The following is a 15093-nucleotide window of genomic DNA, read 5'->3' as shown; positions in this document are numbered from 1 at the left end:
AATGGCGGTTCGTATGAAGCACGCCGGTCGTTACCGGGAAATTGCCATGGCGCTGGCGCGTCATGGCTTTGGCTATATGGTGGAAGAAATGGGACTGTTCCAGCTGCTGTCATTGCCTCGCAAGTGGCTGACGAGAGAAACTCCCGAGTCCAAAACGCTAGGTGAACGGATTCGACTTGTGCTGGAGGATCTGGGGCCTGCATTCATCAAGCTTGGACAGTTGGCAAGCACACGTGCTGACCTGCTGCCGGAGCCTATTATCCGTGAGCTGGTTAAGCTTCAGGATCAGGTACCGCCGTTTTCATCTGAAACAGCGCGTGGCATTCTGGAGCAGGAGCTGGACACGTCATTAGAGGACATACTGGTTCGTTTTGACGATGTTCCGCTGGCCGCTGCTTCGATCGGGCAAGTGCATCTGGGCAAGCTGCACAGCGGCGAAATGGTCGCCATTAAAATCCAGCGTCCTGGCGTTAATCGCATTATTCGGCGAGATTTGGACATTTTGCGGGAACTGACCGCTATGGCAGCCAAGCGCTGGGAATGGGTAGAGCGGTATCAGCTTCGCCAGATGGTAGAGGAGCTGGGGAGATCGCTCATTCAGGAGCTGGATTACAACCATGAAGCCCGTAACACAGAGAAGATTGCGCTCCAATTTGAGCAGGACCCACATATCTATATTCCGAAAATATACTGGGATCATACCTCTTCCCGTATACTGACCATGGAGTTTCTAGACGGAACTCACTTAGGTAGTCGTGAAGAGCTATTACGCCGTGGATATAACTTGAAAGAACTGGCGCAGCGGCTGGTGAACAGCATGCTGCATCAAATTTTTATGGAGGGTTTTTTTCATGCCGATCCCCATCCGGGGAATTTACTCGTTCTGAAAAATGGCAGTCTCGCTTATTTGGACTTTGGCATGACGGGAAGGCTGAGCGAAGAGATGAAGAATCATCTCGCTTCCCTCATTATTGCCCTGATGCGCAAAAATACCGATGCCATGGTTCGGTCTATCGAACGTTTGGGTCTGGTCGAACCGGACACCGACCTGAATGCGCTGCGTGCCGATCTGGACAAGATACGCGAAGATTACTCAGACGTTCCTTTCTCACAGGTCAGTATTGGTGATGCTTTGAACGACCTATTTGGCGCAGCGCAGCGCCATCGGATTGGTTTGCCGTCGGACGTCCTGTTGCTAGGCAAGGCGTTGCTGACACTGGAGGGGGTCGTGGAGCATCTGGACCCTGATCTCAGTATTATCGCTTTGGCTGAGCCCTTTGGTAACAAGCTGTTGAAGGAACGCTTCAGTGGTCGTCGTATCCGAGGCAAGCTACTGGGTGGTGCAACCGAGCTGGTGGAGACGCTGATGGAACTGCCAGGACAGGCGAGACATTTGGCCTCGATTATCAGCAAGGGCAAGCTTAAGCTGGAGGTTACTGTGCCGGAGCTGGAAATGCTTCTGCGCAGGCTGGATCAGATCAGCAACCGCCTCTCATTCAGTATCGTGCTGTTAGCGTTCAGCATTATTATGGTCGGACTGATTATCGGTTCATCGCTGAATCATCAGGCGACCATGCTGTGGAATGTACCTGCCATTGAAATCGGCTTTGTTGTAGCTCTCTTAATGGTTGCCTTTTTACTGTATTCCATTTTTAAATCGGGAAGGTTTTAGATACCGACCAGGAAGGAGGGGTTATGGATACACATAAGATGAATAATCTCCTAATTGCAGATGTGCCATGGCACCGCCTGACTACTCCTTATGGTAGGGGCACGGAGTTGCCACAATTGATATCCAACGGGGAGTACGCAGCAATTGCTGATCTGATAGAGCATCAAGGCACACTGTGGCAGGTTACGCCATGGGTGTTACTTTTCTTATTGCGTAATATGCATACGAGAAATTCGGATGATATCACGCTGAGTGAGTTGGAACTGTACCATGCGGTTGTTGGAGCATTGGACATGGAAAATGCACAAGAGGATTCACAGAAGTCTGTGGAATCTCTAACCATGCTGCTGGACGAAAAATATCTATGGCCGACAGACAGCGATCCAGAAGAAGATGAACTGGAGTGGGAAGAGGAAGAAGCACGCGGTTATGATCCGGTAGCTTTTTGGAGTTATTATGACTATAGCTATCGATTATTGAAGAAAGCACTGCCTGACTTTGAAAGCCTACTTCAGCACCATGCGGACTCGGAGATTGCTGAAGCTCTATCGGAGCTTGTACAGGAGTTGCGAAAATTTTAAATATAAGAAAACGAATAAGATGAAGATACTGGGCGATATTTCAAGGAAATAGATGATTTCTTTCTGTAAACAGCCTTTTAACTCATTCGTCTCTGCGAATTCCTTACGTTATAATGATGGACTGAATGTAACGGACCGGGTTCGTTTGAGAGAGACGAGCTGAATGATAGGAGAGCCTTGGCGATTGGCAGCTGGACGGATGCCCCGAAACACACGGGTTGCGAGTCAACACGCTACTCTCTGTAAATATAGGAGGCTGGAACGAGACAGTATGAATCTTAGACAACAATGGTTCGGTAATATCCGGGCCGATATACTTGCGGGCATGACTGTGGCGCTAGCACTAATTCCTGAGGCGATTGCCTTCTCGATCATTGCGGGGGTCAATCCCATGGTCGGACTGTACGCCTCCATCTCGATGGCAATTGTCATCTCTTTTGCAGGTGGACGTCCGGCGATGATCTCGGCAGCGACCGGGGCCGTAGCTGTACTGGTCGTTGGCCTGGTGAAGGATCATGGCGTGGAATATCTGTTTGCAGCTACCATTTTGGCAGGAATCATTCAAGTGCTGCTGGGTGTATTGAAAATAGGTCGTTTTATCAGCTTTATTTCGCAGCCGGTCATGACCGGATTTGTGAATGCGCTGGCGATCCTCGTCTTTATGGCGCAACTCACCCACTTTCATGGAGCTAATTGGATCATGTACGCGATGGTAGCGGGGACGCTGCTCATTGTGTATATTTTACCGAGATTTGTGAAAAGCATTCCTGCTCCATTGACGGCAATCATCATTATGACGATCATTACGTATGTATTTGGATTGAATGTGAAAACGGTAGGAGATATCGGTACGCTAACCAGCTCGCTGCCTTCATTCCATTTGCCGCAAATTGAGTGGTCGTGGCATACTTTGCGGATTTTGCTGCCGTATTCCTTTACGATGGCACTGGTTGGACTGCTGGAATCGCTGCTGACAGCCAGTATTTTGGATGAAATGACCGAAACGAAAAGCAATAAAAACCGGGAAGCCCGCGGCCAAGGGATCGCTAACTTTGTAAATGGCTTTTTTGGTGGCATGGGTGGTTGTGCCATGATCGGACAATCCGTCATTAATGTCAGCTCAGGCGGAAGAGGGCGTTTGTCCACTTTTACGGCTGGGGTATTCTTGGCCTTTCTGCTGCTCGTGCTTGGCGGGGTTGTAAAGGAAGTGCCAATGGGCGCATTGGTGGGAGTCATGTTCATGGTGTGTATTGGAACTGTGGATTGGAAATCGCTGCGAAATATTGCCAAGGTTCCGAAAGCAGATACGTTAATTATGGTAGTCACGGTGATCATCGTGGTGGCTACGCATGATTTGTCCAAGGGCGTGATCGTGGGCGTACTGCTGAGTGCCCTGCATTTTGGCTGGAAAATGGCTAAAATCCGCATTAGCGCGACGGAGAACAACGATGAGAAGGTGTACCATGTCAGGGGTCCGATGTTTTTTGCTTCAACGACTCATTTTGTCGATCATTTCGAACCTTCGGATGATCCAGAACGTGTCGTGGTGGACTTTAGCCATTCTCATATTTGGGATCACTCCGCAGTTACTGCCATCGGCAAGGTGCTGCAAAAGTATACGAAATCCGGCAAATCTATTACCCTGCAAGGGTTAAATGAGGAAAGCCGTTTAATTATAGAGAAGCTTGGCGGTCCTGTAGTTACAGAGCCACTCGTGTGATGAATCGTATAGCATAAATCAAAGCTTGAAATGAAATTTATTCATTTCAAGCTTTTTTTATTTATTTCTGAAATAAAACAACACTTTTCTTCCTAAATCATAGATAAATATGACAAATTTTCATCAAAGTATTGACGTAATAATTGGGCAGGAATACAATCATTGTTATTAAGCAAAGCAAATACATAGGAATAATCGAAAATCGAAAGGTATGCACATATGAACTTAGACTGGGAGTTTATTGTAGAGAGCTTGCCGTTATATGGAGAAGCTATGTGGCTGACGTTGAAGATCGCCTTTTTTGCTATTCTATTTTCATTAGTCGTCGGTTTGCTGTGCAGCACAGTGCTGTATTACAAGGTAAGGGGAATTAGCGGCATCATTGTTGCCTATATTGAGCTTTCCCGAAATACGCCGCTGCTTGTACAGTTATATTTTCTGTATTATGGGTTTACGAAAATAGGTCTGCATATGAGCGAAATGACGTGTGCCATTGTGGGCATGACCTTTTTGGGCGGGGGGTATATGGCTGAGGCGTTCCGTGGGGGAATGGAAGCAGTGAGTAAAACCCAGACGGAATCCGGGCTGAGTCTCGGGCTGTCCAAGATACAACTGGCGAGATATGTTATTTTGCCACAGGCTTTTGCCATCAGTGTTCCGTCTCTGGGAGCGAATGCGATTTTTTTGCTCAAGGAGACTTCCATTGTTGGCGCCATTGCTTTATTAGATCTGATGAATGTGGCAAAAGACCTGATCGGCATGTACTACAAAACAACAGAATCACTAATTCTGCTGGTATTGGCATATCTCGTCCTGCTTTTACCTTTGTCGATACTGCTGACGTGGGTGGAAAGGAAGGTGCGATATGCTGAATTCGGGGATTAATGTACTCTTTGAAGGTTCCAATTTCGAGCGTCTATTAGGGGGATTGCTCGTTACGCTGGAGATTGCGCTACTTTCCATTATTATTGGTACTCTATTAGGCATTTTGATGGGGTTGCTGCGCACCTTAAAATCAAGACCGATTCGGTTTGTGCTGAAATTATATTTGGAGACATTCCGCATTATTCCAATTCTGGTGTGGTTGTATGTCGTATATTTTGGATTTACTCCTTTGTTGAATGTGAATATCAGCGGGGAATTGACAGCAATTATTGTATTCAGCCTGTGGGGAGCGGCCGAGATTGGTGACATCGTTCGTGGTGCATTGGAATCACTGCCCAAGCATCAGATGGAATCCGGGCAGGCACTGGGACTGACATATAGACAGTTATACCGCCATGTGCTCATTCCCCAGGCGGTGCGCCGAATGCTTCCCGGTTCTATTAATCTGGCGACACGGATGATCAAAACCACTTCATTAGTGGTGCTGATCGGTGTAGTGGAAGTGGTCAAGGTCGGACAGCAGATTATTGAGCTTGGTGTAATCAAAGCGCCCTCGGCATCCTTCTGGGTGTACGGCTTTATTTTCATATTGTATTTTCTCGTATGCTATCCGTTATCCAGACTTTCCAAAAGATTTGAACGCAGATGGCAAAATTAGCAGGATGGGGTGGGTGTCATGGGAGAGGCTGTGGAGGTTTTACTCGAAATTCGAGGGCTGCACAAAAGCTTCGAAGACCGAAAAGTACTGCAACAGATTAATCTGGATGTAACGAAGGGGGAAGTCGTGGTCGTTCTCGGTCCTTCGGGATGTGGAAAAAGCACACTCCTCCGATGTCTCAATGGTCTGGAACCAGTCCAGAGCGGAGCTATCCGTTATAGAGGGCAGGACCTGACGGATAAGAAAGTGAATTGGCGCGAGGTGCGGCAGCATATCGGAATGGTGTTCCAGAACTACGAGCTGTTTCCGCATATGACGGTCTTAGAAAATATATTGCTTGGCCCGCTTAAAGTTCAGCGGAGAAACAAGCAGGAGGCACTTGAGCAAGCGGAGCAGCTATTGGAGCGAGTGGGTCTGCTGGATCGCAAAGATGCGTATCCGAGACAATTATCAGGCGGGCAAAAGCAACGGATTGCGATTGTGCGCGCCCTGTGTATGAACCCGGAAATTATGCTCTTTGATGAAGTCACCGCATCCTTGGACCCGGAAATGGTCAGAGAGGTGCTGGATGTCATGCGAGAGCTGGCACAACAGGGCATGACCATGATTATCGTGACGCATGAAATGGGATTTGCCAAGTCGGTAGGAGATCGTATCGTTTTTATGGATCAAGGACAGATATGTGAAATGACTACACCGCAGCAATTTTTTACCCAACCGGAAACAGAGCGTGCCCAGCACTTTCTGGATATATTTCAGTACGAAACGATATAAACAGGGGGATGAATACAGATGAGAAAAGGAATGAAGTTTACGACGTTATTACTGGCTTTAAGCTTGCTGCTTGTTGGTTTGGCGGGATGTGCAGGAGGCGGAAATACCAACGGTAGTTCAGGCTCGGCTAAATTTGCTTCGATTGAGGACATTAAAAAGAACGGCAAGATTCGAATAGGTGTATTTGCAGATAAGCCGCCTTTTGGCTACGTGGATTCGGAAGGGAAGAATCAAGGCTTTGACGTTTACATTGCGAAGCGGTTTGCCAAAGATCTCTTGGGTGACGAGTCCAAGGTGGAATTTGTCCTGGTGGATGCTGCCAGCCGGGTCGCCTATTTGGAATCCAACAAGGTAGATATCATCATGGCTAACTTTACGGTGACGGATGAGCGTAAAGAAAAAGTCGATTTTGCCAATCCATATATGAAATTATCCTTTGGTATTGTGTCACCTGACAGTGCTCCAATCACCACGATTGACCAATTGAAGAATTCGGAACAAAAGCTGATTGTCGCAAAGGGAACGACGGCTGAAACCTATTTCACGAAAAATTATCCTGACATTAAGCTGCTTAAATTCGATCAATACACAGAGATTTTCTCAGCCCTCAAAGACAAACGCGGCGCCGCCATTGCCAACGATAATACAGAGCTGATCGCCTGGGCCAAGGCCAACCCCGGCTTTACCGTAACCATCCCGGCCTTTGGTGGTCAAGATACAATTGCACCCGCAGTAGCAAAGGGAAATAAGGAGTTGTTAGACTGGATCAACAATGAGCTGGCTACATTAGGCAAGGAAAACTTTGTGCATCAAGCCTACAAGGACACATTGACCTCTGTTTACGGAGAAGGCTTTACAGATCAACTGGTCGTAGAGGGCGGCAAAGTGGATTAATCATAGTATAAGTTGTTGTTTTACCATAAAGAAGCGTTGGGACAACAAGCCCAACGCTTCTTTAATATGGGGAAAAGAGGGCCTTAGCAACCTCTTATTTTGTCATGGAAATGCCCACTGGGCTAATAGTAATCCTCATTCTCATGTTACAGTCTCACTGTCTCTCAATTCCATCTTCAGGAATGTATTCTATAATATCAGCGAGAGTAATAGCCCTTGTAAATCTTCGTTGGCGGGCAAATCTATTCAAAGCATCAAGTATATGGACTAGTGTTTCCAGTTCAAGTCTTTTGGTTTTGCCATTTACCATATCTATTACGGTAGCCGGACGTATTTTTGCTTCTGAAAAATACTCCTTTATCAGTATAGATTCTAGTTACACGTACTCTGAAATAAATGATAACAATTATGCTAAATAACAAGGGAAAAAATATCCCTGCCAGGGGCAGAGATATAAGGTGCAGCGGACTATTCTGTGAATGAATTAGTGTTTCTCTAGTTCATTTTCAGGTATATATTCGAGAACATCATGTAGAGTTAATGGACGACCAGAGAGCCGAATCAGTGTTTCCATCACGGTATTAAATGTTTTAAATTCGATTCGCTTGGATGTATTGTTACACATCTCATAGATGGTATTAGGCCTGATTTTTGCCTCACGAGCGAGAGAGTTTTTAGTAATCCCGATTTCTCGAAGTAATTCTTCAAGTTTAAAAACAATTCCCATACATACACCTCATTATAGAAATTTAAATAGAAATAACATTAACTATTGAAGTTTATCTTTAAAGGATATAAAATAACTACAAAGGTTAATCTTTAAAAGTTATAAAATTTACAAATCTAATCTTTAGTAAAGACCGTTTTAATAGATGTGAAGGGAGCTAAATCTAAATGAACAAAAGTAATTTTGAAAAAGTAAGTGTCATTCTTGGTCCCTGTGATCTTCCGCATATGTATGAGCTTTTTGAAGGCTATCTGATCAAGGACGTTACGTCATGATGATCGACAATAGCGTGCTTACTCTTCGACATGTAAAAAAGGAAAAGCATTATTCGCATCTATATGTTGATGGTGACACGGGAGGAATTCACTCTTGCAAGGCATGTACAACGTGAAGACATAGATGTGATTACTGAGTTGGTCGAACGATTGCGCAACATGGATGCATTAAGTTTTCTTACAGATGAACTGTTATGGAACACATGTCGGGAAGATATAGACTTTGACTTAGTTCGGAATAAAGGACTATGAAAAATGGCGAACGTAAATTCTGATTCGAATTTTTGTTCTCGTTTTACTTATATAATGTAACACAGAAGCGTAAAAGGGTGAAATGAACACCGTCCTAATAAAGATACATACTCCCCCAAAAGCTCTTGCATGCTAGTAGATTTCATTATATAATCTTAAATGATAATGAGAATCATAATCATTACTAACAGTCTTTAGGTGCATGCTCCCAATATGAGCCTAAGTGAATAGGATGGTGATGTGCACATGGCTAAAGCAGATGTGGCAACTGCCAGAAGACAGCTTCGGAGTCCGAACAAGGTAACTCGCAGACGAGCTTTGAGAACGATCAAAGCTGCGAAACGGGCGAAGTAGCAGGTTCCAAGTTAACTGCAAATGGCAATACCAGTGTCAAATTTTTCAGTCTCCTCGTTTTGATATTGCACCTGCTTTCCTGATGGTGGTACACAGGAAGGCAGGTGCCTTTTTTTATAGATATAAAAAAGCGCCAGGCGGGTATCGAACCGTTCTGGCGCATTATTTTTTATAGATATGAAAAACTACATTTATTTCTTTTGTGCAAACAGCCATTCAATCATATCCTGATTTTGCAGAGCCGGAACCCAGGAGAAGTGTCCTGTAGGTTTGATAATCCCTGCTTCGTATTCAGTGAAGTGAATGAGGTTTCCGTTTTGTGCTTTAATGGCAGCGACCATTTCTTGCGAGTTTTTAGGACTTACTGTGGTATCGTCTGCAGCATGGAAGGCCCAAATAGGAACGTTTTTCAATGCCTCGACGTGTGTAGGTTCAACAGGCGCATACATGTTAACGGCTTTTTCATAGTTGGTCAAACCGGCAATCGGCACACCTGCGGCGAACAAGTCCAGATTTTTTTCCAACAATCTCCATGTTCCCATGGCACCTTGAGAAATACCTACGATATAGATTCGGTTGGTATCGATCGGGTATTTTAACGCCGCATCACGTACCAGATCGGCTACAGCGCTGTTGCGTGGCTCATCTGCCCAAATGAATTTATGCTCCAGGTCAATCGGGCTTTGTGGAGCGATTACGAAGGATGGGTGTTTGGCTTGCTGCTCAGGAGAAGCCCAAGTGACAGCACCAGCATTCGCTAACAGGTTGACTCCGTTTCCATCACCGCGTTCGCCGTTTCCGTGCAGGAATACAACCAACGGGTAAGTTTTGCCTGGTTCTACTTTAGGTTCAAATGTAAAGTAGTTCAGCTTGAAGCCTTCTTTATTTTCAAAGGTGTTTTTTTGGAAATCGTCCACGATCGGTGTAATTTTATCCGTTGCTTTTACAGTCTGTGTAGAGGCTGGGATGACTGTTTTCTTTGAAGTTGCAATATCTTTCTTTTGACTAATCGTATAGTTCAACGTGTTGATGCGGTTAACTGCGCTTGTTGCATCGTAAGTAAGGGTACTTGCATTTTTATCTTGCGTATCCAGCTCAATCACGACATATTTACCATAAGTACTGCGGTTGGTGATGGCTCCAGTATCATTGGTATATACACTGGTCACGGTTCTGTCTGTATATACATCATTGAGTACAGATTGAACCTGAAAGCTGGACGTGGATAAGGATGCCCCGTCAATATTGGTGCTGTATTTCAGTACGACAGCAGAAACGACTTCACCCAAAGGCTGTACCTGAGTAAGCAGGGTAGCCTGTGGCGCTGGGACATCGGCTGCTGCGGCAGAGCTGGAGGATGGGAAAAAGATCGTTAGCAGGAACACGAAAGATAATAAAACAAGGGCAAAACGTCTTCTTTGCATGAGATTAATCTCCTTTGGTGTCATTTTTTAAAGCGCTTACTACATGTTCGGGATAATTGACTGTATGCTGTGGAATTCATACAAATCAAAAAAAGGCAAACTCCGGGTACACGTGTGTACTCGGGTTTTGCCTTTTCAGTAACAATCCCATTTGAAGGATAGCACCTTCATTGGATTCTGACAAGTGAAAGCGCTACATTTTTGGATCTTTTTTATAAAAAAAGTTTTATCTTCGCAACGGGAGGATTCTACAAAAATCCTTAAAGCGGCTTGCAATTAGAAATAGATAAATCGAACTCATTGTATTCATCTATAGCGGGCAACCAAGATACCGGGCTTTTCAACGGTAATATTGTGGTATATAATCTCCTTTATTAACACCGTTAACTTATATAACGATGTTAATAAAGGAGATGAAATCATGAACCAATACGATGTTATTGTCATCGGTGCAGGACTGGGTGGCTTGTCCTGTGCAGCAAGACTTTCCGCGCTCGGTTACCGAACAGCTGTTTTTGAAAGCCATACTTTAGCTGGCGGTTTCGCAACTGAATTTACAAGAAAGGGATATACCTTTGATGTCTCCTTGCACGGTGTCGGCGGACTCGAGGAGGGCAGCTTCGGTCGGCTGTTAAAGGACTGCAATGCGGACCAGCGAATTGTTCCTCTCCGCAAAAAGCACCCTTACTCCATTCGTTGGGAAGGACAGACCATTGATATTCCGTCCGATGTTCAGGAGTATGTGCAGTTCCTCAAAAACATGTTTCCCGCTGAGGTGGCAGGCATTGACAGTTTATTCGCGGGCATTCGCCGTTTTGAAACAGGCTTTTCTGCTTTTTCTACTCTCACTTCCTGGCGCAAGGCGGTTGGCCTGCTCAAAGCAGGAACCTTCTTCCGTTGGACGCAAATGACGACCTGGGAAGCTGTAAGACAATTCGGGTTGTCTGAACGATTCACGGAATTTTTTACCGCGCTGTGGGCCTATTATGGATTGCCTCCAAAGCGGCTTGCGGCCTTGTATTTTTTCATTCCCTGGATCGGCTATCATTTGGAGGGGACGTATTACATTGAGGGAGGCGCACAGGCTTTATCCAATGCACTGGTTGACGCTATTAAGTCAGCGGGAGGAGAAGTTCATCTGCGCAGTCAGGTATCTGAGATTATGCTCGAACGCGGTAAAGCAGCTGGTGTCCGTCTGAAAAAAGGGGATGTATATAAAGCCAACTGGATTGTGTCTGGTATCAGTCCCCATCATACCTATGGCCGTCTACTGGAAAACCATGATGCTGCCCGTCGTGAGCTGAAAGCTGTCAGCAGTTTGGAGACTGGCACGTCGCTCACCCAGCTATATCTGGGATTATCATGTGAACCCCATGAGCTTGGTATCACCGAAGAAGACTTAATCCTACGTAATGAGCTGGATTCGGAGACAGATTATGAAGTTATGATGAGCGGCCAGTATACGAAAGGCAACTGGATGCTCACGAATTATAACGCTATGGACCCTAAGCTCAATGAACCGGGAAAGGGTGTCATCGCAATTACATTTTTGGATAAATTGGAGAACTGGCCTACTGCACGTCCTGAATATAAAGCCAAAAAAGAAGCCGTGACACAGCAGATACTGGGATGTCTTGAACAGTTGTATCCAGGTTTTGGCAGCAAGGTAGTGGTGGCCGAGTTGGGCACACCGCGCACGATGCAGCGGTATACTGCTAATCCCGACGGGGCCGTTTATGGCTACGCACAAACGGTCCGGCAGTCCGGTATAAAAAGGCTGAAGCACAAGTCAGCAGTAGACCGTTTGTCATTGGTAGGGGCGTGGACACAGCCTGGGGGCGGGTTTCAAGGGGCTATGAACTCGGGTATAATGGAAGCTGATCGTATCGCCGCCAAATTGGGGTAGGCAGAAAGGGCAAGTACATCTACTCATGAAACATATCAAACGCCGAGAACGTGAAAGCAGTGAAATCCGCCGGAAAATCATTGAGGCCGCCCGGTCGCTTTTCCTGAATCAAGGGTATGCCGAAGTCTCCATGCGCAAAATTGCGGATCAGATCGAATATTCACCAACAACTATTTATCATTATTTTGCCAATAAGGAAGCCGTTGTCCGTGAACTGCTGATAGAAGGAAATACCTTGTTCCTACAGGCTCTTCAGCAGCGTGTGGATGAAGCACAGGCAGCGGGATCGAATGCGCTGGACACACTGAAAACGGTATCTGATGCGTATGTTCGTTTTGGGACGGCTAACCCGGAATATTACAACATCCTGTTTATCAGCAACCTGGAATCTGTAAGCTTGGTCAGCCTTATAGACAGTGGGCGTTTTAAAGGCTTTGAGCTGCTTGAAGCTGGGCTCAAAGCCGCTATGGAGGAAGGCCGCATCATTCAAGGAGATGAGCGCCTGATCGCCAGATCCGTATGGAGTATGCTGCACGGATTGACTTCCTTGCTCCTGAATTTTGAACTTCCTATGGCAAAATCCAATGATGAATTGATCGCATTCACTATAGATACTTTCCTCAGGGGGTTAAGCCGCTGACGCAGCGGCTAACTTTCTTTACCTCACACCACTGTACATGCGAATCCGCATACAACCATTCCGAAAGATTAACGAAGTTCCAAATCTGAAAGCTGCTTAAGCACGGCTTCAATACGACGTTTATCTTTTTTGAGCATAACGAGCTGCAAAGAAGCAAGAAGCAGATCTGAGATATTGGCCCAAGCGTCTGCTTCCAGAGCGGGAAGAAGATCCCGATGAATCATAATATCCAGCGCCTCGGTTGCAATTTTTTGATGAAGCTCGCTATCGGATAGCCATTCAATCAACTGCTCAGCTGTAGGACGGGAGTGAGCGAAAAGTATTGCCCAGCCATCCACCGGATGATTGACCTTATCCCGCATCCAGTTAATGATCTGTGGTGAACGAAAATGTTGTAGCTGCCCATTAGCGGTGTATCCTTCTAATTTGTCTTCTGCAGCCGAATCCTGTAGCAGGTGATTGCAAACACATACCAAGCCTTCCTGCTCGGGTAGGCAACGGGCGCTCAGATAGGCACGTGTGGACACAAATGCACCCTTAGCATGTAGGGTATTGTTTTGCGCTAAAGATGTCCATGCTTGCGCGGTTTCCGGTTCCCACAAGGAGCGGACCCAATCAGCAGCCCCAATCCCCGCAGTCTCCCCTACCAAAACGGCCCAAGTAGAGAATGGAACCTGGCTATGTTGAATGTTCTGCCAGTGCTGCTCCCAGGCAAGAAAAATATCCTTTGGATCATAGGCTTGAAAAGCCTGCAACACAGCAGGATAATCTACGCCATGCATGGTGGTGTAATGGATTAGCGTCTCCAACGACTGTGCATCCTCCAGCTTCATCGTGCAAAACATGTTCAACCAGCGTTGCCACAGTTGCAGTGGTGGGCTGTTTAGCTGAATGCCATGCTCATCGGCCACTTTAAACCAATCCCATAGCCATAGCCCGTGCAAGGTGAGCATGGTGTCTATATAGGCGGGTAGATTTTCCGCGAGCAGCGTGAACTGATCCAGCTCGTGATGATAGCAGAAAACCGCTGGCTCTGTTGCGGATGTTGCCATATCAAGCAGTATCGGATCACCCGCACCATTATAATTAAGGATCAGATATCGTTGCTCGTCCGCTGCTGAGTCGGTATCTTCCCCATAGGATGTAAAATAGCCAATATACTCATGATTCCATCCAAACTCTCCTGTGATATCGTCTAGGATACACTGCTCTTGTTCAAGATCATTGCTGTTTTTATATGAACACTCCGGTCCATCAGCTACAATACAGTGTGGGGGGAGGCACCATAGTAAATTTAAGCTGCCACACCGCTGTAATAATTCAGACAGGGAGGCAGGCAAAGGCATCCGCAGCCGTTCCTCCAGCTCAGTTAGTTCACCTGTAGAAATCCCCTCCGTCCATTGGTATACCACATCAGGCATCCTACTTTGTCTCAGACGATCAACGACTTGTTCCAGTTTTTCTAAGGTTTGTGCAAAATGTACTGTCATTCGTATTCGCCCTCCCCTTACTCTACAACCCGGCAATGCTCTTTTTGCAAGAATGCTAGAATTTCATCACGAAGTGCTATCGCTTTGGGTTCATAAATGATCGCCACTTCGCGTCCATATGCATAGTTAAAACGCACGTATCCGCCAAGAGTCTGAAGAAAAGCCATGCAGATATGCTCATTTTCAATCCATAGATTTGAGCTAAAATGCTGTTTAAATCGCTGAGCCAATGCTTGTAAGGATGCCGGAGCAAAATTCAGCGCCTGATCGCTCGGATTGTCTGGATTGTAGGCCTCGGCCGTATCCGAGGGACTAAACAGTAGGAATGTAGCGGCTTTGTCTGGGCTGACAGGTTCGAAATAACGGGGGAATGGCTCCGTTCTTCCGAATTCATCCTGTAGTATATGCTCTAATGTTTCTGTGAATGGAACTTGAACATCTAAAGTCTTCGTAGTAATGATCTCCGAGTGTCGTGGCAGCCACATTAAGCCTTCAACCTGAGGGTGAATCGCTAGGAAGTCACCATCTATGGAGCTGCCAATGACCACGCACTCACCCAGCTGCCGCGCTGTAATTGGGCAGTTATCATCATGCGTCCACAGTTCGTAATCCGTATAGGATTGCAATAGTTGAGGATCAGGCATTTCAATTATCAGCAGGCCACAATAGGTGCCCGGCCCGTAGCGGGTGAGGAATGCTACATAGGGAGGTGGTAAAGTTATTCCATAGGTATGCTCAATATTTGTCAGTTCATCGGTAGCCATCGGTGTGTGCTGTGTGGAAACCCAATACATGTAGAATACACCTGCTTCCCGGCACTCTATCTATAGGGATAGAGCCC

14 protein-coding genes and 1 pseudogene are annotated in these 15093 nt (G+C 46.1%); 11 read left to right on the top strand and 4 right to left on the bottom strand.

Annotated elements, in window-relative coordinates:
• Nucleotide 1 precedes the first annotated feature (1 nt).
• The 7 genes from JOE49_RS03830 (at nt 2) to JOE49_RS03800 (ending at nt 7184) form a co-directional block, all read left to right on the top strand.
• Nucleotides 2-1672, top strand: coding sequence for an ABC1 kinase family protein (locus JOE49_RS03830; protein ID WP_023990781.1), 1671 nt, complete (start codon nt 2-4; stop codon nt 1670-1672).
• A gap of 23 nt (nt 1673-1695) precedes the next feature.
• Complete coding sequence (locus tag JOE49_RS03825) at nt 1696-2253, top strand: hypothetical protein (RefSeq protein ID WP_160788666.1); 558 nt, start codon at nt 1696-1698, stop codon at nt 2251-2253.
• Between the two features lie 271 nt (nt 2254-2524).
• Nucleotides 2525-3973 (top strand): SulP family inorganic anion transporter, encoded by a 1449-nt coding sequence (locus JOE49_RS03820; protein WP_028540738.1) that lies wholly within the window; start codon nt 2525-2527, stop codon nt 3971-3973.
• A gap of 219 nt (nt 3974-4192) precedes the next feature.
• A complete protein-coding gene (locus JOE49_RS03815; RefSeq protein WP_023990776.1) occupies nt 4193-4858 on the top strand; it encodes an amino acid ABC transporter permease in 666 nt (221 codons plus the stop codon).
• Entirely contained in the window at nt 4839-5516 is a 678-nt protein-coding gene (locus tag JOE49_RS03810; protein WP_209940587.1) for an amino acid ABC transporter permease, read from the top strand. The genes JOE49_RS03815 and JOE49_RS03810 overlap by 20 nt, the downstream gene beginning before the upstream one ends.
• An 18-nt stretch (nt 5517-5534) precedes the next feature.
• The gene (locus tag JOE49_RS03805; RefSeq protein ID WP_025721631.1) at nt 5535-6290 is read left to right on the top strand and encodes an amino acid ABC transporter ATP-binding protein; all 756 of its coding nucleotides are present in this window, start codon (nt 5535-5537) and stop codon (nt 6288-6290) included.
• Between the two features lie 18 nt (nt 6291-6308).
• Nucleotides 6309-7184, top strand: a complete 876-nt coding sequence (locus JOE49_RS03800) for a cysteine ABC transporter substrate-binding protein (protein WP_023990773.1) — start codon at nt 6309-6311, stop codon at nt 7182-7184.
• A 484-nt stretch (nt 7185-7668) separates the two neighbouring features.
• Here JOE49_RS03800 and JOE49_RS03795 read toward each other — a convergent pair whose 3' ends face one another.
• Entirely contained in the window at nt 7669-7911 is a 243-nt protein-coding gene (locus JOE49_RS03795) for a helix-turn-helix domain-containing protein (protein ID WP_209940586.1), read from the bottom strand.
• Between the two features lie 167 nt (nt 7912-8078).
• Between JOE49_RS03795 and JOE49_RS26890 the strand changes: the two are divergent.
• Together JOE49_RS26890 and JOE49_RS03785 are read left to right on the top strand one after the other, a co-directional pair.
• A pseudogene (locus tag JOE49_RS26890) lies at nt 8079-8438 on the top strand (hypothetical protein).
• 246 nt (nt 8439-8684) lie between these two features.
• Nucleotides 8685-8792, top strand: a complete 108-nt coding sequence (locus JOE49_RS03785) for a putative metal homeostasis protein (protein ID WP_158451783.1) — start codon at nt 8685-8687, stop codon at nt 8790-8792.
• A 191-nt stretch (nt 8793-8983) separates the two neighbouring features.
• Here JOE49_RS03785 and JOE49_RS03780 read toward each other — a convergent pair whose 3' ends face one another.
• Nucleotides 8984-10216: a PHB depolymerase family esterase gene (locus JOE49_RS03780; protein ID WP_209940585.1), complete on the bottom strand. Its 1233-nt coding sequence runs from the start codon at nt 10214-10216 to the stop codon at nt 8984-8986.
• A 421-nt stretch (nt 10217-10637) separates the two neighbouring features.
• Between JOE49_RS03780 and JOE49_RS03775 the strand changes: the two genes are divergently transcribed.
• Complete coding sequence (locus JOE49_RS03775) at nt 10638-12122, top strand: phytoene desaturase family protein (protein ID WP_209940584.1); 1485 nt, start codon at nt 10638-10640, stop codon at nt 12120-12122.
• Nucleotides 12123-12147: 25 nt separating this feature from the next.
• A complete protein-coding gene (locus JOE49_RS03770; protein ID WP_209940583.1) occupies nt 12148-12762 on the top strand; it encodes a TetR/AcrR family transcriptional regulator in 615 nt (204 codons plus the stop codon).
• A 68-nt stretch (nt 12763-12830) separates the two neighbouring features.
• Here JOE49_RS03770 and JOE49_RS03765 read toward each other — a convergent pair whose 3' ends face one another.
• On the bottom strand, nt 12831-14252 hold the full coding sequence (locus tag JOE49_RS03765; protein WP_209940582.1) for an SMI1/KNR4 family protein: 1422 nt from the start codon (nt 14250-14252) through the stop codon (nt 12831-12833).
• A gap of 17 nt (nt 14253-14269) precedes the next feature.
• Nucleotides 14270-15046, bottom strand: coding sequence for an SMI1/KNR4 family protein (locus JOE49_RS03760; RefSeq protein WP_160788672.1), 777 nt, complete (start codon nt 15044-15046; stop codon nt 14270-14272).
• Nucleotides 15047-15093 lie beyond the last annotated feature (47 nt).

This window comes from Paenibacillus sp. PvR133, from assembly GCF_017833155.1.
Taxonomy (GTDB): domain Bacteria; phylum Bacillota; class Bacilli; order Paenibacillales; family Paenibacillaceae; genus Paenibacillus; species Paenibacillus polymyxa_B.
Note: the sequence above shows the minus strand (reverse complement) of the source record. Positions and strands in the feature narration are given on the sequence as shown.